Below are 24,327 nucleotides of genomic sequence, written 5' to 3'. Positions count from 1 at the left end.
ACAGCGTGCCAGTGCGCGCCAGCCTCGTCCAGTTGCACGACATGGCGCCGCCGCGGCGTTGGATTCAGCTGAAACCGTTGCACCGCAAGGACTTTGCCTGCGCAAACACTGCGTTGCGGGCGCCCCATCGCGCGGCCCATCTGGCATAGTTGCCGACCCGATTGCTGCAATGCGCTCCCCCATGTCGCCGAAGAGAACCTCGTTTCCCAAGCAGGACATCCGCGTCCTGTTGCTGGAAGGCATCAGCCAGACTGCCGTGGATGTGTTCCGCGCCGCCGGTTATTCGCAGATCGAACTGCACGCCAAGTCGTTGCCGGAAGACGAGCTCATCGCGCGCATCGCCGAGGCGCATATCGTCGGCATCCGCTCGCGCACGCAGTTGAGCGCCGAGGTGCTGGCGCATGCCAAGCGGCTGATCGCAGTGGGTTGCTTCTGCATCGGCACCAACCAGGTCGATCTGGACGCAGCCGAGCTGGCCGGCATCCCGGTGTTCAACGCGCCCTACTCCAACACCCGCAGCGTGGCCGAACTGGTCATCGCCGAGGCGATCCTGCTGTTGCGCGGCATCCCGCAGAAGAACGCCGAATGCCATCGCGGTGGGTGGTCGAAGTCGGCCGCCGGCAGCCACGAAACGCGCGGCAAGGTGCTGGGCATCGTCGGTTACGGGCATATCGGCACCCAGGTCGGCGTGCTGGCCGAGTCGCTGGGCATGCAGGTGATCTTCCACGACATCGAAACCAAGCTGTCGCTGGGCAACGCGCGCGCGGCGATCGATCTGGACGACCTGCTGGCACGCTCGGACGTGGTGACCCTGCATGTGCCGGAGACGCCGTCGACCAAGGACATGATCGGCGCGGCGGAAATCGCGCGCATGAAGCACGGCGCGCATTTGATCAACGCCTCGCGCGGTACGGTGATCGACATCGACGCACTGGACGCGGCGCTGAGCTCGGGCCAGATCGGCGGCGCGGCGGTGGACGTGTTCCCGATCGAGCCCAAGGGCAATGGCGATGCGTTTGAATCAAAGTTGACCGCACACGACAACGTGATCCTGACCCCGCACGTCGGCGGCAGCACGCTGGAAGCGCAGGACAATATCGGCGTCGAAGTGGCTGCCAAGCTGGTGCGCTACAGCGACAACGGCAGCACCCTGTCGGCGGTGAACTTCCCCGAGGTCACCCTGCCCGAGCACCCCGACAGCCTGCGTCTGCTACATATCCACCGCAATGTGCCCGGCGTGCTGTCCAAGATCAACGAACTGTTCTCGCGCCACAACGTCAACATCGACGGCCAGTTCCTGCGCACCGATCCCAAGGTCGGCTACGTGGTGATCGACGTCAGCGCCAGCGAGGCGCAGGCCACCGCACTGAAGGAAGGCCTGGCCTTGATCGAAGGGACCTTGCGGACGCGCATTCTGTACTGAGCGGACTTTGTACTGAGGTGATCCCTTCTCCCAACGGGAGAAGGTGGCCCGAAGGGCCGGATGAGGGGTGCTGCGGCCAATTTCGGCGCGTCTGCCATGGCAAACGCGTCGCCCCGCGCCAGTAAGGGTGACTCGTAGACTGGCAGCCGATACCTGGCGGTACTCACCCCCAAACCCCCGCTCCGCGCCAGTGGCGCGCAGGCAGTGCTTTATCCCCCAATTAGTCAACCGTACCCTCCCCCGGTCCGCGCTTGCGGCGCGGGCGCTCGCAGACACGCGCGCCCATGGCGCGCAAGCTGTGCCTGCTCGCCCCGACAGGAGAGGGGCTTTGGTTCGCAGACGTAAGCGTTAGGCAACGTCTCATCACTCACTCAATGCTTCCAAGGCCATGACAGCGAATGGCCGAGGCAGCAGCGTGGCCGGGGATTGGCGGAAAGCGGCACAGGGATGTGCCGCGGCGGCGAGTCAGACAGGATGTCTGACCGAGCCGAGCAGCCGATCCCCGGCCGCGCTGCTGCCGCCCACCGAAGCCGGCAAGTAACAGGCGTGCCCGCGCTTGCGGCACCTGAGCCAGTGGCGCGCAAGCAGCACCTTATCGCCCCGACAAAAGGGGCTTTAACAAGCTGCTCAACGCGCGCGCGCCACCCACTTCTCCGCCATGCGCCGCATCGACGGATCCAGTTGCGGATCGGCAAGCAGCTCGGCGACCGGGCGCCACGCCAGGGCCAGCGATTCTTCGCTGACTTCGAACGCCTCGTCCGCCCCAGCCATCACCACATAGCGCGCGTCGTAATGCCAGTGCCCGGCCACCTCGCCGCGCGCGGGAATCCAGTGCCGGTCCAGGTCGAAAATGGCCGCGTCAGCCAGGCGCAAGCCGGTCAATCCGGATTCCTCCTGCGCCTCGCGCAAGGCCACCTGCGCCAGGTCGCGGTCGCCGTCGGCGTGCCCGCCCAGTTGCAGCCAGCGTTGCAGCTTGCGGTGATGGGTCAGCAACGTGCGCGTGCCATCGGCGCTGACCACCCACGCCGAGCCGGTGAAATGACCTTCGACACGCTCGCGCAGGAACGGGTTGGTGGCATCGTCCAGCAGCTGAGCGAACTGCTCGGCCAGCTCCGCCTCGTCAGGCCAGCGTGCGCGGTAGTCGGCCAATCGCTGTTGCAGGGTTGCATCCACCATCTGTCGTTCCCGGTCGCCCGTCGCGGGCCAGGCGGCCATTATCGCCATTCATGCTGCGTACGTGCTTGTCGTGAGCGTGTAGCTTTGGCAAGGTAGGCCGCTTGCCTGTCCCACCGGGACGCGGCGCACCACCTTCGCCCAGGCGCGCGCGCCTTAGCTTTGCCACTTAGGGATGTACCGAATGCTGAAGTCTCTGTTGAGGGTCAAACCGATCGAGCCCGCTGGACATGTCGATGGGGGCGAACCGGTCGAAGGCAGCCTGCAAGGCGAAGCCACCCTGCAACGCACCCTCACCGCCAAGCACCTGATCATGTTGGGGATCGGCGCGGTGATCGGTGCCGGCATCTTCGTACTGACCGGCCAGGCCGCTGCCAACCATGCCGGCCCGGCGGTGATGCTGTCCTTCGTGTTCGCCGGCATCGCCTGTGCATTCGCCGGCCTGTGCTACGCGGAGTTCGCGGCGATGATGCCAGTCTCCGGCAGCGCCTACTCGTATTCATATGCCACTCTCGGCGAGGGCATCGCCTGGTTCATCGGCTGGTGCCTGGTGCTGGAATACCTGTTCGCCGGATCCAGCGTTGCGGTCGGCTGGTCCGCCTACCTGATCAGTTTCCTGACCGGCACACTCGGATTGCCGTTCCCGGCCGAGCTGGCCGGCGCGCCACTGGCCTGGGACGGCCACAACTTTGTCAGCTCCGGCAACCTCATCAACCTGCCGGCCGTGCTGATCGTGGCTGCGGTGAGCATGCTGTGCTACGTCGGCGTCACCCAGTCGGCATTCGCCAACGCCATCGTGGTGGCGATCAAGGTGGTGGTGATCTGCCTGTTCGTCGGCTTCGGTATCGCCTACATCGACCCGGCCAACTGGCATCCCTTCATCCCGGAAAATACCGGGCCGGGCCAGTTCGGCTGGGACGGCGTGTTCCGCGCCGCGTCCATCGTGTTCTTTTCCTACATCGGCTTCGACGCGGTCTCCACCTCCGCCGGCGAGACCAAGGATCCGCAGAAGAACATGCCGATCGGCATTCTGGTATCGCTGGCGGTTTGCACCGTCATCTACATCATCGTTTGTGCGGTGTTGACCGGCCTGTTGCCCTACACCCAGCTCGGCACCGCCAAGCCGGTGGCCACTGCGCTGGAAGCGCACCCGCAACTGACCTGGCTCAAGACCGCAGTGGAGATCGGCGCGATCGCCGGCCTGTCCTCGGTGGTGCTGGTGATGCTGATGGCGCAGCCGCGCATCTTCTACACCATGGCCAAGGACGGGTTGATGCCCCGACTGTTCGGCAAGGTGCATCCGAAGTTCCATACCCCCTATGTCGGCACGATCTTCGTCGGCGTGGTCGCCGCGCTGCTGGCCGGGTTGATCCCGCTCAGTGTGCTGGGCGAACTGGTGTCGATGGGCACCCTGCTCGCCTTTGCCACCGTGTGCGCCGGGGTGATGGTGCTGCGCTTCACCAAGCCGGATCTGCCGCGCCCGTTCCGGGTGCCGCTGGCGATGCTGATCTGCCCGCTGGGCGCGCTGGCCTGCCTGTTCCTGTTCTTCCAGGCCTTCCAGGAACACTGGAAGGTGTTCGTGGGCTGGACCATGATCGGCCTGGTCATCTATTTCGGTTATGGCATTCGCCATAGCCGGCTGGCCCGTAAGGCGTAACTGCGAGTCCCTCGCAAGAGCCCGCACATCCATGTGCGGGGATTTGACAACACGAGTCCCTCGCAAGAGCCCGCACATCCGTGTGCGGGGATTTGACGACAAGAGTCCTTTGCAACAGCCCGCACATCCGTGTGCGGGGATTTGACAACACGAGTCCCTCGCAACAGCCCGCACATCTCGCACACGCCCGCACTGCTACGTGCAGGGATTCAACAGGAACCGCTGCATGTTCAAGCAACTCTGGGCCACCAAGCATCCGCACGCCAGCCACGAGGCGGCCGACGGGCTGGGCCTGCAACGCGCACTCGGGCCGTGGGGGCTGACCGCCCTGGGCATCGGGGCGGTGATCGGTGGCGGCATCTTCGTCATCACCGGCCAGGCCGCGGCCGACCACGCCGGCCCGGCGATCATGCTGTCGTTCGTGCTGGCCGCGGTGTGCTGCGCGTTCTGCGCAATGGCCTACGCCGAGTTCGCGGCGATGGTGCCGGTATCCGGCAGCGCCTACACCTATACCTATGCCACCTTCGGCGAACTGGCGGCCTGGTTCATCGGCTGGATGCTGGTGCTGGAATACGGCGTGTCCGCCTCGGCGGTGGCGGTCAGCTGGACCGGCTATTTCCTCAGCCTGCTGGAGCATTTCAACATCCACCTGCCGGCTGCCTTGGTCAGCGCGCCGCTGGACGGCAAGCTGCAGCGCACCGGCGCAATCGCCAACCTGCCCGCTGCCGGTATCGTGCTGCTGCTGACCTGGCTGTGCTACGTGGGCATCCGCAAGTCGTCGGCGATGAACATGGCGATGGTGATCCTCAAGACCGGGCTGATCCTGCTGGTGATCGCGGTGGGCTGGAAGTACGTGGATACCGCCAACTGGCACCCGTTCATTCCGGCCAACGAAGGTCCGGGCAAGTACGGCATGGAAGGCGTGCTGCGCGGCGCGGCGATGGTGTTCTTCGCCTATATCGGCTTCGAGGCGGTGTCGGTGGCGGCACAGGAGTCACACCGCCCGCAACGCGACCTGCCGATCGGCATGATCCTGTCGCTGGTCATCTGCACCGTGCTGTACATCGCCATGGCGGCGGTGATGACCGGCCTGGTGCCCTACACCCTGCTCGGCACCGACGAGCCGGTGGTGACCGCGGTAGCGGCGCATCCGCAGCTGGCCTGGTTGCGCGTGGTGGTGGAAGTCGGCGCGCTGATCGGGCTGTCGTCGGTGGTGCTGGTGATGATCATCGGCCAGCCGCGCATCTTCATGATCATCGCGCGCGACGGGCTGCTGCCGTCGATCTTCACCCGCATCCATCCCAAGTACCGCACCCCACACGTCAATACCGTGATCACCGGCGTGGGCATCGCCCTGCTGGCAGCGGTGTTCCCGCTGGATGTGCTGGGCGAGCTAACCTCGATGGGCACGCTGATCGCCTTCGCCGCGGTGTGCGCCGGCGTGCTGATCCTGCGCCGCACCCACCCGGAACTGCCGCGTCCGTTCCGCATGCCGGTGGCCTGGCTGATCTGCAGCGCCGGCGTGTTGAGCTGCCTGGCCCTGCTGTCGGCGATGACCCTGCACAACTGGATGCTGATGGGGGTGTGGACGCTGGTCGGGCTGGTGGTCTATTTCGGCTACGGTTACCGCCACAGCCGTCTGCGCGACGGTCACTGAGCATATCCGTGGTTTGAGCGGATGGTAGAACGCCTGCGCGCCGGTCTATTGCAGCGCGGCTGATCTGTAGCTTGGTTGGTTAGTGGGTGCTGGTCTGCGGCTTGGCTGCAGGGTCCTTGCCCGCCCACCGTCGCGGGACACGCCGCAAGTACGTCCCTGTAGGCTCTTACGCGGCATCCATGCCGCGTAAGGTCCCGCGACGGTGGGCGGGCAAGGACCTGTCGAGATAGTCGGTACGCATGGTTGCGAGCAGAGCACGCGGTGTGTTGCTCGGATCGCATCGCTTCCGATCAGCTTTCAGATTCAACCCGAGCAACAAGCAGCTTTCACACGACCACCGATTCACTCTCTGGTGCGGTGGCCTCGCCGATTGCGGGACCGTGTGGCGGCATGGATGCCGCCACCGAGCCTACATGGACGTACTTGCGGCGTGTCACGCGGGCGGTGAGGGCACCGCGCCCTCGACCGAACAGGCATTTGACCTGAGCTGGTGACTGCATCCGACAACAGACGACTGACGAAACCACCTCGCTCACTGCCAGGCGCGCGCTCCTCACGTTTTGTCGGCCGCTCTGGGTACGGGCCTGGCAGGAACAAAACCCTGCTGCGCTGCACCTGACCGTAATCCGGCGGGGCAGTAGAATAGGTCCATGAATGCGACCACTGCCCCCCTGCCCTATAGCGCCGCGCGTCTGCACGAGCTGGCGCACCTGCTGATCGGCAATATCCGCGAGCTGGCCCAGGCCGGCTGGACGCCGGCCACCAGCAGCAATTTCTCCCATCGCCTGGACGAACAGCACGCTGCGATCACCGTGTCCGGCCGCGACAAGGGCCGCCTGGTCGAAGAAGACATCATGGTGGTGGACTTCGATGGCCTGGCGGTTGGCCGTCCGTTGCGCCCGTCTGCGGAAACGCTGCTGCACACCCAGCTGTATCGCCGCTTCCCCGAGATCGGCTGCGTGCTGCACACGCATTCGCCGGTGCAGACCATTGCCTCGCGGCTGTACGCCGGCAGCGGCATGATCCGGCTGGAGGGCTATGAGCTGTTGAAAGCCTTCGAAGGCAACACCACACATGAAACGGCGGTGGACGTGCCAGTGTTCGCCAATACGCAGGACATGCAGGTGCTGGCCGCGCAGGTCGAGGCCCTGCTGGACAAACAGAGCCTGTGGGGGTATCTCATCGAAGGACACGGTCTGTATGCCTGGGGCCGCAACATGGCCGAGGCGCGCCGTCACCTGGAGGCCTTCGAATTTCTGCTGCATTGCGAACTCGAACTGCTGAAGCTGCGCGGCCCGCGCTAAGTCCTCGCCACCTCCCTCTTTCCTTGTGAGCCAGATCGCCATGAGCCGACTTCGCATCTACAACGATTCCGATCCCAACCTGCCGCAGCTCGATAGCCGCGACGGCGAGCAGATTGCCGCCGAGCTGAGCAAGATCGGCGTGACCTTCGAGCGCTGGAAGGCCAATCAGCCGATCGAGCCGGGCGCATCGCCCGAGCAGGTGATGGCGGCCTACCGCGAGGATATCGAGCGGCTCAGCGCCGAGCGCGGGCTGAAGACTGTCGATGTGGTCAGCATCGCGCCGGACAATCCCAAGCGCGAGGAAATGCGCGCCAAGTTCCTGGACGAGCACTTCCACAAGGAAGACGAGGTGCGCTTCTTCGTCGCCGGCTCGGGCCAGTTCACGCTGCACGTGGACAACAAGGTCTACGAGATCGAATGCGTGAAGGACGACCTGATCGCCGTGCCCGACAGCACCCTGCACTGGTTCGACATGGGGCCGGAGCCGCACTTTGTGGCGATCCGCTTCTTCACCGAGCCCGATGGCTGGGTCGGCCACTTCACCGGCACCGAAATCGCCCAACAATTCCCCCGCTACGCCCCCGAGAAACCTCCAAAGGCCAGCTGACGATGACACGACCGCAAGCGATCCTCACCGATATCGAAGGCACCACCAGCAGCATCTCGTTCGTCAAGGACGTGTTGTTTCCGTATGCGCGCCGCGCCATGCCGGCCTACGTGCAGGAGCACGGCGGTCACCCGCAGGTGCGGCACTGGCTCAACCAGGTGGCCGACGAGATCGGCGAGGACGTACCGGACGAAGTCCTGGTCAGCACCCTGCAGACCTGGATCGACGAGGATCGCAAGCACACTGCGCTCAAGGCGCTGCAGGGGATGATCTGGAGCGACGGCTACAAGACCGCCGACTTCACCGCGCACATCTATGCCGACGCAGCGATCCAGCTGCAGGCCTGGCATGCGGCCGGCATTCCGCTGTACGTGTATTCGTCCGGCTCGGTGCCGGCGCAGAAGCTGTTCTTCGCCCATAGCGATGCCGGCGACCTGAGCGGGCTGGTCAGCGACTGGTTCGATACCGAGGTCGGCCCCAAGCGAGAGAGCGCCAGCTACCGCCGCATCGCCGAACGCATCGGCGTGCCGCCGGGCGAGATCCTGTTCCTGTCGGACGTGATCGAAGAGCTGGACGCAGCCAAGCGTGCCGGAATGCGTACCGCGTTGCTGGACCGTCGCGAGGATTACCCCACCCCACGCTCGGCCGACGAGATCGGCAGCCACCAGCGCGTGGAGAGTTTCACCGAGCTGGCGCTGTAGGCGCGGTCGGCAAGCCTGCTGCGCTCATCTTCGGGTGAGCGCAGTCGTTACTCGGCGTTGCATGCGCTCCTGATGTATTGCGGTTCAAGCGCGCCGTCCGCACCCGCTTGACGGCAGGCTTGCGGCGCGATTGCAGGCATGGGTCAGCCGGCCTTGACGATGCGCAGTGGCGAGACTTGGCAGGCAAGGCCTGCTGCAGGCAACGTGTTCTGCAAGATGTGCTTGAAGCGGATCGATGGACGTTGTGCAACGTCATGGCCTGCGTTGCGATCACTGCGCCCAGGCGCTCCACCCGTTCTCCCAGACCTCGGCGTTTGTCATGTCGCTGCATTCCCCCTTCGGACCGAACGCCTTGTTGCGGCGACTCTCCTTGTTGATCGTCATCGTGGCCTTGATGGCCGGCTGTCATCCCGATGCCGGTGCCGCACTGCCGAACCAGGCGGCGGCAGGCAAGGATGAGGTGGACCCGGTCGACCAGGCGGCGCTTGCGCAGGCATTGAACGCGCTGCAGCCACAGCGTCCTGGGGTGACCGACCTGTATGTGGTCGGTTTCGCCGGGGATGCCAGCGACGATGTGTTTCGCAACGAGACGCTCTACCTCAGGCAACTGTTCGAACAACGCTTCGCTGCGCGCGGCCGCGTGGTGACGCTGGTCAACAACCCCGACAATCTGGGCGAGCAGCCGTACGCACCGCTGGCAACCTACGACAACCTGTACGACACGCTTGCCGCAATCGGCAAGCGCATGGATCGCAAGGAAGACGCGCTGCTGCTGTTCGTCACCACCCATGGCACCGAAGACCACACGCTGTACGTGCAGGTGGACCAGGACGAGGAAGACTTCATCAGCCCGCAGGATCTGCGGCAGGCATTGGACGATGCCGGCATCGGCAATCGCATCATCGTGCTGTCGGCGTGCTACTCGGGCGGCTTCATTCCGGCGCTGCGTTCGCCGGACACGCTGATCCTCACCGCCGCGCGCGCGGACCGGCCCTCGTTCGGCTGCGGCAACACCTCCAATGCAACCTACTTCGGCCAGGCTTGGCTGATCGATGCGATGAACCGCAGCGACGACCCGCTGGCCGCGTTCGATATGGCCAAGACGGCGATCACCGCGCGCGAGAAGCAGGAAGGCGAACTGCCGTCGTTGCCGCAGCAATCGCTCGGCAAGCGCATCGCGCCGGTGCTGGCACGCTGGCGTGCAGGGCTACATGCAGGTGCGGCCGTAGCCTACCCGTATCCGCCGCTGGAGACCGCCCCGGACGCCGGGCAGGACCAGGATCCGGAAGCCGGTCCCGATAGCAAGTCGCTGGACGACCCGACCAAGGTCAAGGTGCCGGCCGCACCGGCCAGCCCGCGCAAACCGTCGCCCGTGCCAGCATCCGCGACGCCATGAAGATTGCCACGCGCTGAGACTAATTCTCATTTCGTCAGCGCTGGCGCAGCCTCGCTACACTCGCCCGGCCAGCCAGCTCACGCCAGCCAGCATCGATCCCCGCCAGCGCGCCATCGCCTGCCAGCCCGGATCCCAAAACGCCTCCCTCGTGGAGGCGTTTGTGTTTCCGGCGATAGGGTTCAAGCGTCAACGAACCAACAACCAATCACCGTAGGAGCGCATTTATGCGCGACGGGCTCCACATCAGAACCCCGCCCCACACACGCCTCCCCCTCAGGGATCGGCGCGCTGCAAGCGATACACCGTACGTGCGCTGTACTGCCCGGTCGGCAGCGATGCGCGTACGTCCACCGCGTGTTCGCCCACTTCCAGCGTGGTCGGCAGCGCACCACGCCATAGATGCGTGGACGGCGTGGCCTCGGGCGAGCGGTCGTAGCCGCGCAATTGCTCGGCCGCATCGTCGCGCACGTTCTCGGCCAGCAGGCGCGGATCGGCACGCTCCACCCGCTTCATCGGTTGCCATGCGCCATTGTCGATGCGCATCTCGACGAGGGTGTCGTCCTGGCCCATGAAGACATTGGCGTAGATCCCCCAGGCCGCATACGCACCCTGGCGCAGCACCTTGGGCGCGTGCAGCAGCAGTTGCGCGTCATCGACCGAGCGCGCGACGTGATAGGCCAGCGTGTAGTCACCGCCGGGCGCGACCTGCAGCACCGCGTACCCGTTCGGCGTGCCGTCGCTCATCGTCGCGTCGGGAATGCCGTCGGCATCCTTGGCACCGGACCAGAACGCACCGCAGGCCGCGCCGACGTTGTATTCGTGCAGCGGGCGGGTGCCCTGCCAACCTTCATCGGCGCCGTGATCGACCTGTCGCTGGGTATGGCTGTGTGCGCTGAGCACCAGCACATGCGGAAAATCCTTCAACAAGGCGAACAGGCGGCGACGATCAGCATGCCGAAAGGTCTCCTGCCCCGGCGCTGCGTCGAACAACGGAATATGCATGCCCAGCACCAGCAGCCGCTCGCGCGGCAGCTGCGCCAGATAGGCCTGCAGGAACGTGAACTGATCCTCGCGCAGGCCGCCCACATAAGCCGGTTTGCCGCCTGGCGTATAAATCACATCGTCCAGGAACACGAAGCTGGCGTTGGCCTCTTCCACCGCATAGGTGTCCGGGCCATAGACGGCACGCCAGCTGTCCAGCGAATGCGCATCGTCGCCGGCGTCGACGTTGAGATCGTGATTGCCCGGCACATGGAACCACGGCACGCCCAATTGGGTGGTGACCTTGTTCAAGGCCGGGTACAGGCTCAGATCGTCGCTGACGATATCGCCCAGCGTGGTGCCCAGCCTGGCCGAGGTCTTGCCGACGATCGGTGCCACGATGTCGCGCTGGTAGTAGCCCACATCGGTCAGGCTGGCGGTCTGGCTGTCGGCAAACACCAGCATCTGGAAGCCTTCCTTGCCGCCGGCACTGGCGCGCGGGGTCAGCGCGAAATCCCAGTGCTGCGTATTGCGCCCGGTTGCGGCGATGCCTGGGTATTTGCGCTTGGCCGAGCCCTTGGGCGCGTAGTGACGCCAGAAACCAGGCAGTCCGTCGGCGGCTGGCACGAAGCTGCGCTCGCCCGGTTTGATCACGAACACCGTCTGCCCGTCGCGCACCGGCAGGCGATAGCGGCCTTGCGCGTCGGTACGTACCAGTTGCTCGCCGTTGGAGACCACTACACCGGCAATGCCCGGCTCATCGGCACTGCGCCCGGCACGCCCGTCGCGTTCTTCGTAGACGGTGCCATCGACCACGGCATCGCGCGCGTAGGCGCTTCCCGCGAGCACACCCAGGGCCAACAGAGCGAAGCGAAGCTGCATGCGTTTTCCCGCGCGAAGATCAGCGGAAATTGTACCCGCCCTCGCCAGGCGCACGGCGCGAAAGACACGCCGACACATTCCGTAGGAGCGCACCTGGGCGCGACGGGCATTACCGATAACGCCCGTCGCGCCCGGGTGCGCTCCTACATGACTACGTTACTTGTGCCGCGACTCCAATAGCGCCACCGCATCGCCCAGGCCCAGGCCGCGCGCACGCAGCAGCACGATCAGGTGATACAGCAGATCGGCCGACTCGCCGAGCAACTCGGCATCGCCCTGCACCACGCCGGCCAAGGCGGTTTCCACGCCCTCCTCGCCCACTTTCTGCGCGATGCGGCGGATGCCCTGCTCGAACAGCTTGGTGGTGTAGCTGCCGTGCGGGCGCTCCTGCTCGCGCGTGGCGATCAAGGCGTCCAGGCTGCCGAGGAACTGGCCGGGCGCGCCCGGAAAGCAGCTGGTGCGGCCCAGATGGCAGGTCGGCCCGTGCGGGCGTGCCTGCACCAGCAGCGTGTCGGCGTCGCAATCGGTCTCGATCGACACCACCCGCAACACGTTGCCCGAGCTCTCGCCCTTGGTCCACAGGCGCTGCTTGCTGCGGCTGAAGAAGGTCACTTCGCCACGCTGCTGCGTCACCGCCAGCGCTTCGGCGTTCATGTAGCCCAGCATCAGCACGCGCAGGTTGTCGGCGTCCTGCACGACCACCGGCAACAGGCCCTCGCCCTTGCTCCAGTCCAGCGCGGCGAGCGCGTCGCCCGCTGTCATCTCGTTACTGCCCATCACGTACCTCGATCTGTTGCGCGCGCAGGAATTGCTTGAGTGCCGGGATCGGAATCGCGCCGCTGTGAAACACGCTTGCCGCCAGCGCGCCATCGACATCGGCCTGGTCGAACACGTCGGCAAAATGCTGCATCTCGCCAGCACCGCCGGAGGCAATCAGTGGCACGTGGCAGAGCGCGCGCACCTGACGCAGCTGTGCAATGTCGTAACCACGCCGCACGCCGTCGTTGTCCATGCAGTTGAGCACGATCTCGCCCGCACCCAGGCGCTGCGCTTCGGCCACCCAGTCCAGCGTGCGCATCGGCAAGGCCTGGGTCTTGCTCGGGTCGCCGGTATAGCGACGCACGCGCCATTGCCCATCGTCCTCACGAATCGAGTCGACACCGACCACCACGCACTGCACGCCGAAGGCATCGGCCAGCTCGGAGATCAACTGCGGCCTGCCGAGCGCCGGCGAGTTGATCGAAATCTTGTCGGCACCGGCATGCAGCACCGCGCGCGCGGTTTCCACATTACCGATGCCGCCGGCCACGCAGAACGGGATATCGATCAGCCGCGCCACCCGCTCGACCCAGGTGTAGTCGACCGAGCGCCCTTCCGGGCTGGCACCGATGTCGTAGAACACCAACTCGTCTGCGCCCTGGTCGCGGTAGCGCAGCGCCAGTTCGACGATGTCGCCCATGTCGATGTGGTCGCGGAACTTGACGCCCTTGACCACGCGCCCGTCGCGCACGTCCAGGCACGGAATGATGCGGCGGCTCAGCATGCCAGTGCCTCCTTCAGTACCAGATGCCCTTCCAGCAAGGCCTTGCCGAGCACGATGCCGGCGCAGCCGGCAGCCTTGGCGGCCGCGACATCGGCCAGGTTGCGCGCACCGCCGGACACCTGCACCTGCAACTGCGGCGCCAGCGTGCGCAGGTGCGCGTACAAATCCATGTTCGGGCCGGACAGCATGCCGTCGCGCGCGATGTCGGTGCACAGCAGATGCTGCAGGCCGGCCTGCGCGTAACGTACGGCCAACTGATCCAGCGTGGCCTCGGCGGCCTCGGTCCAGCCGTGCACAGGCAACTGCCATACGCCGTCCGCGTCCTGGCGCGTGTCCAGCGCGATGGTCAGCCGATCGGCGCCAAATTCCTGCAGCCAGGCGATGACGGTGTCGGCCTGGCGCACCGCCAACGAGCCGATCACCACGCGTGCGGCGCCGGCATCGAGGATGCGCGCCACGTCCTCGCGTGAGCGGACGCCACCACCGGTCTGCACCCGCAAGCCGGTGGCACGTGCGATCTCGCCCAGTGTGGTGGCCAGGGTGTAACCACCGGCCTTTGCCGCATCCAGATCGACCAGATGCATCCACTGCGCGCCGGCATCGGCAAACGCCTGCGCGCGCGGCAGCACATCGTCGCCGTACTGCGTCTCGCGTGCGTAGTCGCCTTGCAGCAGGCGCACCACGCGGCCGTTGCGGATATCCAGGGCCGGGTAAACGGTGAAACTCATGGGAAGCTCATCTCAAGAAAATTGCGCAGGATGCGTGCACCGGTTTCGGCCGAACGCTCGGGGTGGAACTGCGCGCCGCAGCGCAGGCCTTGCTGCACCACCGCCGTGAACAGGCCGCCGTGATCGCAGGCGGCCACGGTGTCGGCCGTCACCGGCGCGGCATAACCATGCACGAAATACGCACTGGCACGCTCCGGCAGGCCGTCCAGCAGCGCGGACGCGCGCATCGGCACCAGCTGGTTCCAGCCCATATGCGGTACGCGAATGCCGAGCGCCGGCGTCATGTGACGCACGATGCCCGGCAGCAGACCCAGGCAATCGACATCGCCTTCTTCGGAATGTTCGAACAGCAATTGCATCCCTAAGCAGATGCCGATCAGCGGCACCTGCAGTTGTCGCAACGGCTCGACCAGGCCCTGTGCGCGCAGGCGCGACATCGCTTCGGGCGCAGCGCCGACGCCAGGCAGGATCACCCGCTGCGCGCCCTGCAACCCGGCTGCATCGCGTACCAGGCGCGCTTCCACGCCCAGCCGCTCCAACGCGTAGCGCACCGAGCCCAGGTTGGCGCCGCCGGCATCGATCAACGCGACATCGGTCATAGCGCACCCTTGGTGGTGGGCAAGGCGGTGCCTTCGCGACGGATCGCCTGGCGCAACGCACGCGCCAGGGCCTTGAAGCAGGCTTCGACCTTGTGGTGATCGTTCTCACCGCGCACGCTCAGGTGCAGGTTCAAACCCGAGGCGTCGCTGATCGAACGGAAGAAATGCGGCACCAGCTCGGTCGGCATGTCGCCCACGCGCTCGCGTTTGAACTCGCCGTCGAACACGAAGTACGGCCGGCCACTGAAATCCAGCGCGGCACTGGCGATGGTTTCGTCCATCGGCAGCGTGAAGCCATGCTGCGCGGTGGCGCCGGCCACGCGCCACGGGCTGTCGTCGGGATCGAAGCCGTAACGGCCGATGCCGCGCTTGTCGCCCAGCGCTTCGCGCAAGGCTTGGCCCAGTGCCAGACCGGTGTCTTCGATGGTGTGATGCTCGTCGATGTGCAGGTCGCCTTCGGCACGGATGTCCAGCGCAAAACCGCCGTGCTTGCCGATCTGTTCCAGCATGTGATCGAAGAACGGCAGGCCGGTGGCGGTCTTCGGCTCGGCCACGCGGTCCAGATCCAGTTCGACGCGGATCTTTGTTTCCTTGGTGTTGCGCTGAACCACCGCGCGCCTTGGTGCATCGGCGAGCTCGTGTGCGATGCCGGGCCAGTCCCACTCGCCACCGAACTCGTCGGTGCGCAGCTGGAAGCCACGGATATTGAGATTCTGCGCGAACTGGATGTCGGTGATGCGGTCGCCCACCATTGCCGAGCGTGCCCAGTCGATCGTGCGGTCCTGCAGGTAAGGCACCATCAGGCCGACACCGGGTTTGCGCGTGGGCGCGTTGTCGGCCGGCCAGCTGCAATCAATCAACACCTCGCGGAACACGATGCCCTGGCTGGCGAAGATCTGCAGCATCAGGTTGTTGGGGCCATCGAAGGACGCGCGCGGATAGCTGTCGCTGCCCAGCCCGTCCTGGTTGCTGACGATGACGAACTGATAGCCGGCATCGCGCAACTTGAGCATCGCCGGAATCACGTTGTCGACCAGGCGCAGTTTTTCGTAGGCGTCGATCTGGTAATCGGCCGGCTCGGTGATCAGCGTGCCGTCGCGGTCGACGAAAAGAATCGGGGTCATGCGGCGGCCTCCTGCTTGCGTTGCAGCGCGCTCAGCACGCGCTCGTTCTGTTCGGGCGTGCCCAGGGTGATGCGCAGCGCGTCGGACAGCTGCGCAACCGCGCGTTGGTCGCGTACCACCACACCAGCCTCCAGCAGCGCCTGGAATGCCGCTTCGGCATCGTCGAAGCGCACCAGCAAGAAGTTGCCCTGCGAGGGATACACCTGACGCACCCCGGCCAGCTGCTCCAGCGCCTGGTGCACACGCGTGCGCTCGCTGCGCACCTCGGCGATGCGCCGACGCGTGACCTCCAGCGCAGGCGCCGACAAGGCCTGCTCGGCCATTGCCGCGCACGGCGTCGGCACCGGGTACGGCGCCTGGCAGCGCCGCAGCAGGGCGATCAGCTCGGCGTTGGCAATCAGGCTGCCGATGCGCGCCGCTGCCAGCGCATGCGCCTTGGACAACGTGCGCAACACCGCCAGATTGTCGTAGCGCGCAAGCAGGCCCACTGCCGACGGCACGTCGGAGAATTCGCCGTAGGCCTCGTCGACCACCACCAGCGCCTTCCCCTGCAGGGCCTGCACCGCGGTTTCGATCTCGTCCAGGGCAATCGCCGAGCCGGCCGGGTTAGACGGCGAACACAGGAATACCAGCTTGGCCTGCGATGCCAGCGCTGCCGCAACGATCGCCGGAATATCCGCGTGGAAACCCGCAGGCCCGTCCACCAGCGGCACCTCGACCAGGGGTGCGTTCTGCAGGCGTGCGCACACCGCGTACATGCCGAACACCGGCGGCGTCACCACCACCGCATCGCGCCCGGGGGCGCACAGGCCGCGCACCAGCAGATCGATCGCCTCGTCACTGCCGCGGCCGATCAACAGCTGCTCGGGCGCGCAGCCGTACAGCGCCGCCAGTGCGCTGCGCAAACCCTTAGGTTGCGGATCCGGGTAGCGCCGCGTGCTTGCGCCCGGGTCGGCCGGATTGCCCCAAGCCGACTCGTTGGCGTTGAGCCACACATCGCCCTGCAAGGCGCTGGTGCGTGCCGACGAATAGCCGGCGAACGCACGCAAATCCTCGCGCACCAGATCCAGAATCGATGACGTGCTCATGCTGCCACTCCCATGCGCAATGCCACTGCATTGGCGTGCGCATCCAGGCCTTCGGCGCGCGCCAGAATCAGCGCGCATGCGCCGATGCCGTCGATCCCGGCCTTGCTGGCCGCCTGCACGCTGACCATTTTCTGGAAGCTGGCCACGCTCACGCCGCTGTAGGCGCGCGCCGCGCCGCTGGTCGGCAACACATGGTTGGTGCCGCTGCAGTAATCGCCCAATGCTTCGGGCGTGTAATCGCCGAGAAATACCGAGCCGGCCGCTTCGACCTGGCTCAGCCACGCACGCGGCTCGCGCAGCGCAAGAATCAAATGCTCAGGTGCGTAGCGGTTGCTGATCGCAAACGCCTCGTCCAGGGTCTGCACCTTGATCAGGCGCGATTGCGCCAGCGCCTGGCGTGCGATCCCGGCGCGCGACAGTTGCGCCAACTGGGTGTCCAGTTCCACCTGCACCGCTGCGATCAGCGCATCGCTGTCGGACAGCAGCAGCACCTGCGAGTCCGGGCCATGTTCGGCCTGCGACAGCAGATCGGCGGCAACGAAGGCCGGCTGCGCACCGGCATCGGCGATCACCAGCACTTCGGACGGACCGGCCGGCATGTCGATGGCCGCCGCGCCGGACTGCGCCACCTGCTGCTTGGCCTCGGTGACGAAGCTGTTGCCCGGGCCGAACAGCTTGTCGCAACTCGGAACCGATTCGCTGCCATACGCCATCGCCGCAATCGCCTGCGCACCGCCGAGCTTGAACACCCGGCGCACGCCGGTCAGCTGCGCGGCGACCAGCACTGCCGGATCCACGCTGCCGTCCTTGCGCGGCGGCGTGCACAACACCACCTCGCGGCATCCGGCCAGACGTGCCGGCACGCCCAGCATCAACGCAGTCGACGGCAACGGCGCACTGCCGGCCGGCACGTACAGGCCGACCCGGCCGATCGGCCGCACGATCTTTTCGCACACCACGCCCGGCGCGGTCTCCACCGCATACCCCTCGCTCATGCCGGCGCGGTGGAAGGTGTCGATGCGCGCCACCGCATCCTGCATGGCCTGACGCAGTTCCGGCGCCACCGCCGCTTCGGCGGCGGCGAATTCGGCCTCGCTCACGGCAAAGCTGTCCAGCGCCACGCCATCGAAACGCGCGGTGATCTCGCGCAAGGCGGTATCGCCGCGCGCGCGCGCATCGGCAATCAATGCAGCCACCGCGTCGCGCGTCTGCGTGGCCACGGTCTGCACCGGACGGGTCAATGCCTGCGTCCGCGCAGCGGCATCCAGTTGCGACCAATCGAGAATATTCATGCCAGCGAGCGCTCCACCGTCAACACCATCAAACCTTGCGCACCTGCGCGTTCGAGTTCTTCCAAGCGTTGCCAGGTCACCGCGCCATGACACATGGTCTGCAAGCGCAACGCACCGTTGCCATCGTCGGGCAGCTGCACCAGCGGCTCTGCATCGGGCAGCAGACGGCGCAGCGCATCCACGTCGCCGTGTTCAGCGCGGAACATCAGCAGCTTGCTGTCGCGCAGCTTGAGCACGCCGTCCATGCGCCGCAGCAGCATCGCCAGCAGCGCGGCGCGTGCGTCGGCCGGCTCGCGCACCGCACCGGCCAGCACCGCTTCGCTCTCCATGACCAGCTCGACCGGCTTGAGCTGGTTGGCGGCCAGGGTGGCGCCGCTGGAAACCAGATCGCAGATCAGATCGGCGGTGCCCAGGCGCGGGGCGATCTCCACCGAGCCGGACAGCTCCACCACCGCCGCGTCGATGCCCTTGCGCTCCAGCCAGTCGGCCAGGATTGACGGGTAGCTGGTGGCGATACGCTTGCCGGCCAGTTGCGCCACGCCCTGCCAGTCCCACTCTTCCGGCACCGCGAGCATCAACCGGCACTGGCCGAAACCGACCCCGCGCACTGCGTGATACGCGGCCGGCAGGCCGTTGCGGCGGCGCTCGGATGCCTGCTCTTCGAGTTCGTTCTGGCCAACGATGCCCAGATCGCAGACGCCATCGGCGATCAGGCCGGGGATGTCGTCATCGCGCACCAGCAGCAGGTCCACCGGCAGCGATTCGCCGTAGCAGAACAGCTTGTCGCGGCTCTGCCGCCAGCTCAGCCCGCAGGCGGCCAGCAGGCTGCGCGCCGGTTCGGCCAGGCGGCCGCTCTTCTGGATGGCGATACGCAACCGGTCACGTGCCGGTGCTGCCGTGGAAGCACTCATCTTGTTCTCTCAGTGGGATTCGACAGGGCGCGACGATTGCTCGCGCAGGGCCTCGGCATAGCCGCCGGCGCCGTGTTCCAGGGTGCGCGCAACGCGCCCGATGGTGGTCACGCTGACCTGGGTCAGCTCGTGGATTTCGCGATACGGCACGCCCTTGATCAACAAGGGCACCACCCGCCAGCGGTCGGACATGGCCTCCAGCTCGGCGGGCGTGCACAGGTCGCGCAGAAAGGCCTCGACCGCGCCGGGGTCCTTCAGGCACGCCAGCGCATCGGCCAGCATCTTGAGGGAGGCGGCGGCATCGGCACTTTCGCGGGGGGCAGGTCGTTGTTTCATTGCGTTAATGTAATAGCGTGTTAGTACATTAACGCAAACATAGGCGGCGGGACAAGTCCGACGGGCAAAGCGTTCAGATAAGCCCCGGACCGTGCGGCGGACCAGAAACGACAAACCCACCGACACCGAGGTGCCAGTGGGCCTGTGCATGCTTCGGCAGGCGTGAGCGCTGCTACCCGTTTTACCACCCTGGAGGCGCCATAGCGCTGCTTCCGGAGGCGTCAATCGCCGTTGACGTTACCGGCCACCAGCATCGCCCTGGCCTGCTCCAGCTCCACCAGCAAGGTGCTGGCCAGCTCGTCGCGGGCCACATCGAACTGCTGCTCGCGCACCAGGTCCTTGACCGCCACCACCCCGCGCGCCAGCTCGTCGTCGCCGGCCAGCACCACGAAGCGGATGCCCGCGCGTGCGGCGTACTGGAACTGCTTGCCGATCTTCTTCGGCTCCATCTGCACTTCGGTATTGATGCCGCCGATGCGCAGCCGGCGCGCGATATCCAGCGCGTCGCCCAGGCGCGACTCGTCCATCAGCGCGACCATCGCGTGCACGCTGCTCTCGGCGATGCCCTGGATCAGGCCGGCCTCGCGCAGCTGCCAGAATAGCCGGGTCAGGCCGATCGAGATGCCCACGCCGGGCAACTTGGACTTGGTGTAGTGGCTGGCCAGGCTTTCGTAACGGCCGCCCGAGCAGATCGAGCCGATCTGCGGGTGGTCGGTCAGCGTGGTCTCGTAGACCGTGCCGGTGTAGTAGTCCAGCCCGCGCGCGATCGAGAAGTTCAGGCAGTACGCGCTCTCGGGCACGCCCAGTGCCTTGACCAGTTCCAGCACCTCGCGCAGCTCGGCGATGCCCTCGCCCAGGGTCGCGCTCGCAGCGACCGAGGCCTCCAGCGCCTGCAGCTGTGCCAGCGCATCGGCATGCCCGTTCGAGCGCACCGCCACGAAGGCCAGGATCCTGTCGACCTGCGCGGCGGCGATGCCGAAGCCTTCGCCCACCAGCGTGTCGCGCACGTAGTCGGCGCCGCGCTTGTCGATCTTGTCGACCTCGCGCAACACCGCCAGCTGCAGCTCGCCCTCGGCCACGCCCAGGCTTTCGAAGAAGCCGCGCAACAGCTTGCGGTTGTTCAACTGCACCTTGAACGCGCCAATGCCCAGCTCGGCGAACACCGCGTGGATCACCGCCAGCACTTCGGCGTCGTAGCGGATGCTCAGCGCATCCTTGCCGATCACGTCGATGTCGCACTGGTAGAACTCGCGGAACCGCCCGCGCTGGGCGCGCTCGCCGCGATACACGCGCTGCATCTGGTAGCGGCGGAACGGGAAGCTCAAGTCGTGCTCGTGCTCGGCCACGTAGCGGGCCAGTGGCACGGTCAGGTCGAAACGCAGCGCCAGCTCCGGCAGGCCGCCCTCGCCGCCCTCGTCTGCCGCCGCGGCGGCATTAGCCAGCGCGCCGGTGGACTGCACGAAGTAGACCTGGCGTTCGGTCTCGCCGCCGGACTTGGTCAGCAACACGTCGGACAGCTCGAACACCGGGGTTTCGACCGGCAGGAACCCGAACCGCTCGTAATTGCGGCGGATGACGTCCAGCATGCGCTGGAACGCGATCTGCTCGCGCGGCAGCAATTCCATGATGCCGGGCGGCGTACGGGGCTTGATCACGAGCGAAACTCCTGCAGGGCAATGTGGCGAACGCGCAATTCTACCGGCTGCCGGCCGCGCTGACCGCATGGCGTATCATTCACACGCGTTCCAGCAGTGCGTGACTCATGTACCGGCAGCTTCCAGACCCCAGCACGACCTGCCCGGCGCCCAGCGCGGCCGCGCGCACCGATGCGCGCGGTTCCGACTGCGCACAGTGTGCGGTCCGCGGCCGGGCCATCTGCGCGGCGCTGTCGCCGCAGGAAATGGACGCGCTCGACCAGGCCACCAGCGCCCAGTCCTACGCGCCCGGCAGCACCCTGGTGCGCGCCGGCGACACCCGCCACCACGTCTATACGCTCACCTCCGGCGCGCTGCGCATGGTGCGCACGCTAGCCGACGGCCGCCGCCAGGTCACCGGCTTCGTGCTGCCGGGCGATTACGTGGGGCTGACCGAAACCCCGCAGCACCGCCACGATATCGAAGCCATCATCGACAGCCGGGTCTGCCGCACGCCGCTGGCGCAGATGCGCCAGTTGCGCGAGCGCTACCCGCAGCTGGAACGCAAGCTGCTGCAGCGTGCCAGCATGGAGCTGGCCGCCGCGCAGGACACCGGCCTGCTGCTGGCGCGCCTGCAACCGGGCGAACGGCTGGCGCATTTCCTGATGCGACTGGCCGCCCGCTCCACCCAGCCCGGCGCCAGCGGCGACACCGTCGCCTTGCCGATGAGCCGCAGCGATATCGCCGACCACCTCGGGCTGACCGTGGAAACGGTGAGCCGCACCTTCACCAAGCTGCGGCAACAGCAGCTGATCGCGCTGCCGCAGCTGCATCTGGTGCAGATCCTGGATTACGCGGCGCTGCGCAGCCTGGCGGGCGATACCGTCTGAGACGCGACGGCCAGCAGGACCGATGCGACCAGCGAGCGCACGCACCCATAGGCGCAAGCGGTGCGGACGTTGGCATCAACAAACGCGGGATTCCTGCGCGCCCGTCCGCACCAGACCACCGACGACGCTTTGTGCCTCGCACAGCAGGCAAGCATCGCCGCGTGAGTGACCCGCAGATTCCAACGCGATGCCAGCACTTCAGGCTGATCGGGCGATCTTCACACCCCGCGCCGCCTACAACGACTCAGCGACCGCCCACATTCGCACTCGCCACAGACGCGCCACAGCCGCCGCCCAGCAACCGCGATTGCCGCAGCCAGGCCCGGTCCGGGTAGTAGGCGAACACGAAGGCACCTTCACGCAAGGTATCGATCAGCTGTCTGGCCACCGCCGGACGCACCGCCGGGCAGCCCAGGCTGCGGCCAAGCCGGCCCTGTGTGCGGATCACCGCCTCGCTGACATAGGGCGCGCCGTGGATCACGATTGCGCGGTCGCGCGCATGGTCGTTGAATCCGGGCTCCAGGCCCTTCAGCCGTAACGAATAGCCGTTGTGGCCGGTGTACGACTCCTGCGCGGTGAACGCGCCCAGGCTGGACTGGAAGCTGCCGTCGTCGTTGGAAAACTTGGCCGCCAGGTTGTTGCCGGTATTGCGCCCGTGCGCCACCCATTCCTGAAACAGCAGCCGCTGCCGCTCCAGATCGAACACCCACAGCCGGCGCTCGGTCGACGGCCGGCTGTAGTCGATGACGCTCAGCACGCGCTCGGCACCCACCTGCTGGCGCTGCCGCGCGCATTGCAGCGCCTCGGCCGCCAGGGCCAGCACCTGGCGATCCAGCGACGGCGCCTGCCGCGCCAATGCATCGACCAGACCCATACGCGGTGCGCCCAGCCCCGGCAACGGCGCGGCGGAGATGGCATCGGCCGCACTGGCCGTTCCAGCCGCTGCCCACCCGCACAACGCGGCGGCAACGGCGATCACTCGATAAGACATGCAACGACCCACATCGGACGCGGCGCCATGGCGGAACCGCACCCCCTACAAATAGCCGCATGTGCCGCACTTTCCAACCCCGGCAGGCTGAACGCGTTCGGTCAGGCCGCATCCGCAAGCAGGCGCTGCCGGAACGCCGCGTAGTCCGGTGCCAGCGTTTCGGCATGCGCAGGACGCTGCAGCAGCGCGGCCAGCGCCGGCGGCACCTCCACCTCACGCCCGATCAGCGGCTCGACCACGCCCTCGAACTTGGCCGGATGTGCGGTGGCCGCCACCGCCCAGTCGCCGGTGCCGCCCTCGGCCCCTTCTGCGCGCAGCTGCTCCAGCACATGCACGGCGGTGGCGGTATGGGGGCAATGCACTTCGCCGTAGCGCGCAAAGCGCTGCTGCACGGTGTGGCGGATCGCCGCATCGTCCACCGAAAGCGCACGGAAGGCCTCGCGCAGCGCGACGTCGTCGCCCTGGTAGAGCCAGCGCAGCCGTTCGAAGTTGCTCGGCGCACCCACGTCCATCGCATTGGCCAGCGTGGCGATGCTGGCCTGCGGCGCGTAATCGTCGCCGGCAAAATAATCCGGCAACACATGATTGGCATTGGACGCCAACGCGATACGGCCCAGCGGCACACCGAGCGCGCGCGCCAGGATCGCCGCCAGCCCGTTGCCAAGGTTGCCGGTGGGCACCACCAGATTCAGCGCCGCCCCCGCCCCGGCATGGTGCTGCAGGGCGGCGTGCGCGTAATAGCTCATCTGCGGCAGCAAGCGGCCCAGGCTGATGCTGTTGGCCGAACTCAGCGGCAGCTGCGCCTGCAGGTCGGCATCGTTCAGGGCCTGCTTGACCATCGCCTGGCAATCGTCGAACGAGCCGGCCACGCGCAGGGCGTGGATGTTGTCGCCGAAGCAGCCCAGCTGATGCGCCTGGCGCGGCGACACGCGCCCGTCCGGATACAACACCACCACGCGCAGACCCGGCTGGCGGTGGAATGCCGCGGCCACCGCAGCGCCGGTGTCGCCGGAGGTGGCGACCAGGATGGTGAGCGGGCGGTCTTCGGCACGGCGCAGGCGGGTCAGGCAGGCGGCAAGAAAGCGCGCGCCGAAATCCTTGAACGCGGCGGTCGGGCCATGGAACAGCTCCAGCGCGTAGTCGCCAGGGGTGCCCAGGGCCACCAGCGGCGCCGGGAAGTCTAAGGCTTCGGCACAGATGGCCGGCAGCTCGGCCGCCAGCGCATCGCCGTCGAAGAACGGCTGCAGCAACGTGGCGGCGGTGTCGGCCAAGGTGGTGCCGGCCGTCAGCGTGCGTGCCGGTGGCAGGGTCTGCGGCACGTACAGGCCGCCATCGGGCGCCAGGCCGGCGGCAATCGCCTGGCTCAGGCTTGCGGCGAGCGCGCCGCCACGAGTGGAGAGAAAGTTCATG

General features: G+C 66.8%; 22 protein-coding genes. 8 read left to right on the top strand and 14 right to left on the bottom strand.

Annotation, left to right across the window (positions count from 1 at the left end; translation table 11 throughout):
* The first annotated feature begins 181 nt into the window (after window positions 1-181).
* Window positions 182-1,423, top strand: a complete 1,242-nt coding sequence (gene serA / locus ABQY64_RS09450) for a phosphoglycerate dehydrogenase (protein ID WP_047125460.1) — start codon at window positions 182-184, stop codon at window positions 1,421-1,423.
* A gap of 627 nt (window positions 1,424-2,050) precedes the next feature.
* On the opposite strand, the gene ABQY64_RS09445 is transcribed toward serA, so the two are convergent.
* Window positions 2,051-2,638: an NUDIX hydrolase gene (locus ABQY64_RS09445; RefSeq protein WP_051633988.1), complete on the bottom strand. Its 588-nt coding sequence runs from the start codon at window positions 2,636-2,638 to the stop codon at window positions 2,051-2,053.
* A 142-nt stretch (window positions 2,639-2,780) separates the two neighbouring features.
* Here ABQY64_RS09445 and ABQY64_RS09440 point away from each other — a divergent pair, with 142 nt between their 5' ends.
* The 6 genes from ABQY64_RS09440 (at window position 2,781) to ABQY64_RS09415 (ending at window position 9,918) form a co-directional block, all read left to right on the top strand.
* Window positions 2,781-4,253, top strand: a complete 1,473-nt coding sequence (locus ABQY64_RS09440; RefSeq protein WP_026064795.1) for an amino acid permease — start codon at window positions 2,781-2,783, stop codon at window positions 4,251-4,253.
* Window positions 4,254-4,479: 226 nt separating this feature from the next.
* Entirely contained in the window at window positions 4,480-5,910 is a 1,431-nt protein-coding gene (locus ABQY64_RS09435) for an amino acid permease (RefSeq protein WP_104589236.1), read from the top strand.
* 650 nt (window positions 5,911-6,560) lie between these two features.
* Entirely contained in the window at window positions 6,561-7,214 is a 654-nt protein-coding gene (locus tag ABQY64_RS09430; protein ID WP_016904399.1) for a methylthioribulose 1-phosphate dehydratase, read from the top strand.
* A gap of 40 nt (window positions 7,215-7,254) precedes the next feature.
* On the top strand, window positions 7,255-7,821 hold the full coding sequence (locus ABQY64_RS09425) for an acireductone dioxygenase (protein ID WP_024937737.1): 567 nt from the start codon (window positions 7,255-7,257) through the stop codon (window positions 7,819-7,821).
* Between the two features lie 2 nt (window positions 7,822-7,823).
* Window positions 7,824-8,522, top strand: coding sequence for an acireductone synthase (gene mtnC, locus ABQY64_RS09420; protein ID WP_349780665.1), 699 nt, complete (start codon window positions 7,824-7,826; stop codon window positions 8,520-8,522).
* A 319-nt stretch (window positions 8,523-8,841) separates the two neighbouring features.
* Window positions 8,842-9,918: a C13 family peptidase gene (locus tag ABQY64_RS09415; protein WP_349780666.1), complete on the top strand. Its 1,077-nt coding sequence runs from the start codon at window positions 8,842-8,844 to the stop codon at window positions 9,916-9,918.
* Between the two features lie 273 nt (window positions 9,919-10,191).
* Here the strand turns inward: ABQY64_RS09415 and ABQY64_RS09410 are convergent, their stop codons facing one another.
* From ABQY64_RS09410 to hisS, 11 genes are all read right to left on the bottom strand, one after another.
* Window positions 10,192-11,781, bottom strand: coding sequence for a calcineurin-like phosphoesterase family protein (locus ABQY64_RS09410; RefSeq protein ID WP_349780667.1), 1,590 nt, complete (start codon window positions 11,779-11,781; stop codon window positions 10,192-10,194).
* 156 nt (window positions 11,782-11,937) lie between these two features.
* Window positions 11,938-12,558, bottom strand: a complete 621-nt coding sequence (gene hisIE / locus ABQY64_RS09405) for a bifunctional phosphoribosyl-AMP cyclohydrolase/phosphoribosyl-ATP diphosphatase HisIE (RefSeq protein WP_024937741.1) — start codon at window positions 12,556-12,558, stop codon at window positions 11,938-11,940.
* Window positions 12,548-13,324, bottom strand: a complete 777-nt coding sequence (gene hisF / locus ABQY64_RS09400) for an imidazole glycerol phosphate synthase subunit HisF (RefSeq protein ID WP_024937742.1) — start codon at window positions 13,322-13,324, stop codon at window positions 12,548-12,550. The genes hisIE and hisF overlap by 11 nt, the downstream gene beginning before the upstream one ends.
* On the bottom strand, window positions 13,318-14,052 hold the full coding sequence (hisA, locus tag ABQY64_RS09395) for a 1-(5-phosphoribosyl)-5-[(5-phosphoribosylamino)methylideneamino]imidazole-4-carboxamide isomerase (protein ID WP_211915188.1): 735 nt from the start codon (window positions 14,050-14,052) through the stop codon (window positions 13,318-13,320). Before hisA ends, hisF begins: the two co-directional genes overlap by 7 nt.
* The gene (gene hisH, locus ABQY64_RS09390; RefSeq protein ID WP_039521347.1) at window positions 14,049-14,651 is read right to left on the bottom strand and encodes an imidazole glycerol phosphate synthase subunit HisH; all 603 of its coding nucleotides are present in this window, start codon (window positions 14,649-14,651) and stop codon (window positions 14,049-14,051) included. The genes hisA and hisH overlap by 4 nt, the downstream gene beginning before the upstream one ends.
* On the bottom strand, window positions 14,648-15,775 hold the full coding sequence (hisB, locus tag ABQY64_RS09385) for a bifunctional histidinol-phosphatase/imidazoleglycerol-phosphate dehydratase HisB (protein ID WP_349780668.1): 1,128 nt from the start codon (window positions 15,773-15,775) through the stop codon (window positions 14,648-14,650). The genes hisH and hisB overlap by 4 nt, the downstream gene beginning before the upstream one ends.
* The gene (gene hisC, locus ABQY64_RS09380; RefSeq protein ID WP_349780669.1) at window positions 15,772-16,863 is read right to left on the bottom strand and encodes a histidinol-phosphate transaminase; all 1,092 of its coding nucleotides are present in this window, start codon (window positions 16,861-16,863) and stop codon (window positions 15,772-15,774) included. Before hisC ends, hisB begins: the two co-directional genes overlap by 4 nt.
* The gene (gene hisD, locus ABQY64_RS09375; RefSeq protein ID WP_349780670.1) at window positions 16,860-18,155 is read right to left on the bottom strand and encodes a histidinol dehydrogenase; all 1,296 of its coding nucleotides are present in this window, start codon (window positions 18,153-18,155) and stop codon (window positions 16,860-16,862) included. Before hisD ends, hisC begins: the two co-directional genes overlap by 4 nt.
* Entirely contained in the window at window positions 18,152-19,066 is a 915-nt protein-coding gene (gene hisG / locus ABQY64_RS09370; protein ID WP_349780671.1) for an ATP phosphoribosyltransferase, read from the bottom strand. Before hisG ends, hisD begins: the two co-directional genes overlap by 4 nt.
* 9 nt (window positions 19,067-19,075) lie before the next feature.
* Entirely contained in the window at window positions 19,076-19,402 is a 327-nt protein-coding gene (locus tag ABQY64_RS09365; RefSeq protein WP_047128609.1) for a YerC/YecD family TrpR-related protein, read from the bottom strand.
* Between the two features lie 221 nt (window positions 19,403-19,623).
* The gene (gene hisS / locus ABQY64_RS09360; protein WP_349780672.1) at window positions 19,624-21,057 is read right to left on the bottom strand and encodes a histidine--tRNA ligase; all 1,434 of its coding nucleotides are present in this window, start codon (window positions 21,055-21,057) and stop codon (window positions 19,624-19,626) included.
* Window positions 21,058-21,302: 245 nt separating this feature from the next.
* Between hisS and ABQY64_RS09355 the strand changes: the two genes are divergently transcribed.
* Entirely contained in the window at window positions 21,303-21,926 is a 624-nt protein-coding gene (locus ABQY64_RS09355) for a helix-turn-helix domain-containing protein (protein ID WP_349780673.1), read from the top strand.
* 244 nt (window positions 21,927-22,170) lie between these two features.
* Here the strand turns inward: ABQY64_RS09355 and ABQY64_RS09350 are convergent, their stop codons facing one another.
* The gene (locus tag ABQY64_RS09350; RefSeq protein WP_104626671.1) at window positions 22,171-22,917 is read right to left on the bottom strand and encodes a murein L,D-transpeptidase catalytic domain family protein; all 747 of its coding nucleotides are present in this window, start codon (window positions 22,915-22,917) and stop codon (window positions 22,171-22,173) included.
* 101 nt (window positions 22,918-23,018) lie between these two features.
* Complete coding sequence (gene thrC, locus ABQY64_RS09345; protein WP_349780674.1) at window positions 23,019-24,326, bottom strand: threonine synthase; 1,308 nt, start codon at window positions 24,324-24,326, stop codon at window positions 23,019-23,021.
* Window position 24,327 lies beyond the last annotated feature (1 nt).

The sequence above is a fragment of the Xanthomonas sp. WHRI 7065 genome (assembly GCF_040203115.2).
GTDB lineage: Bacteria > Pseudomonadota > Gammaproteobacteria > Xanthomonadales > Xanthomonadaceae > Xanthomonas > Xanthomonas arboricola.
Note: the sequence above shows the minus strand (reverse complement) of the source record. Positions and strands in the feature narration are given on the sequence as shown.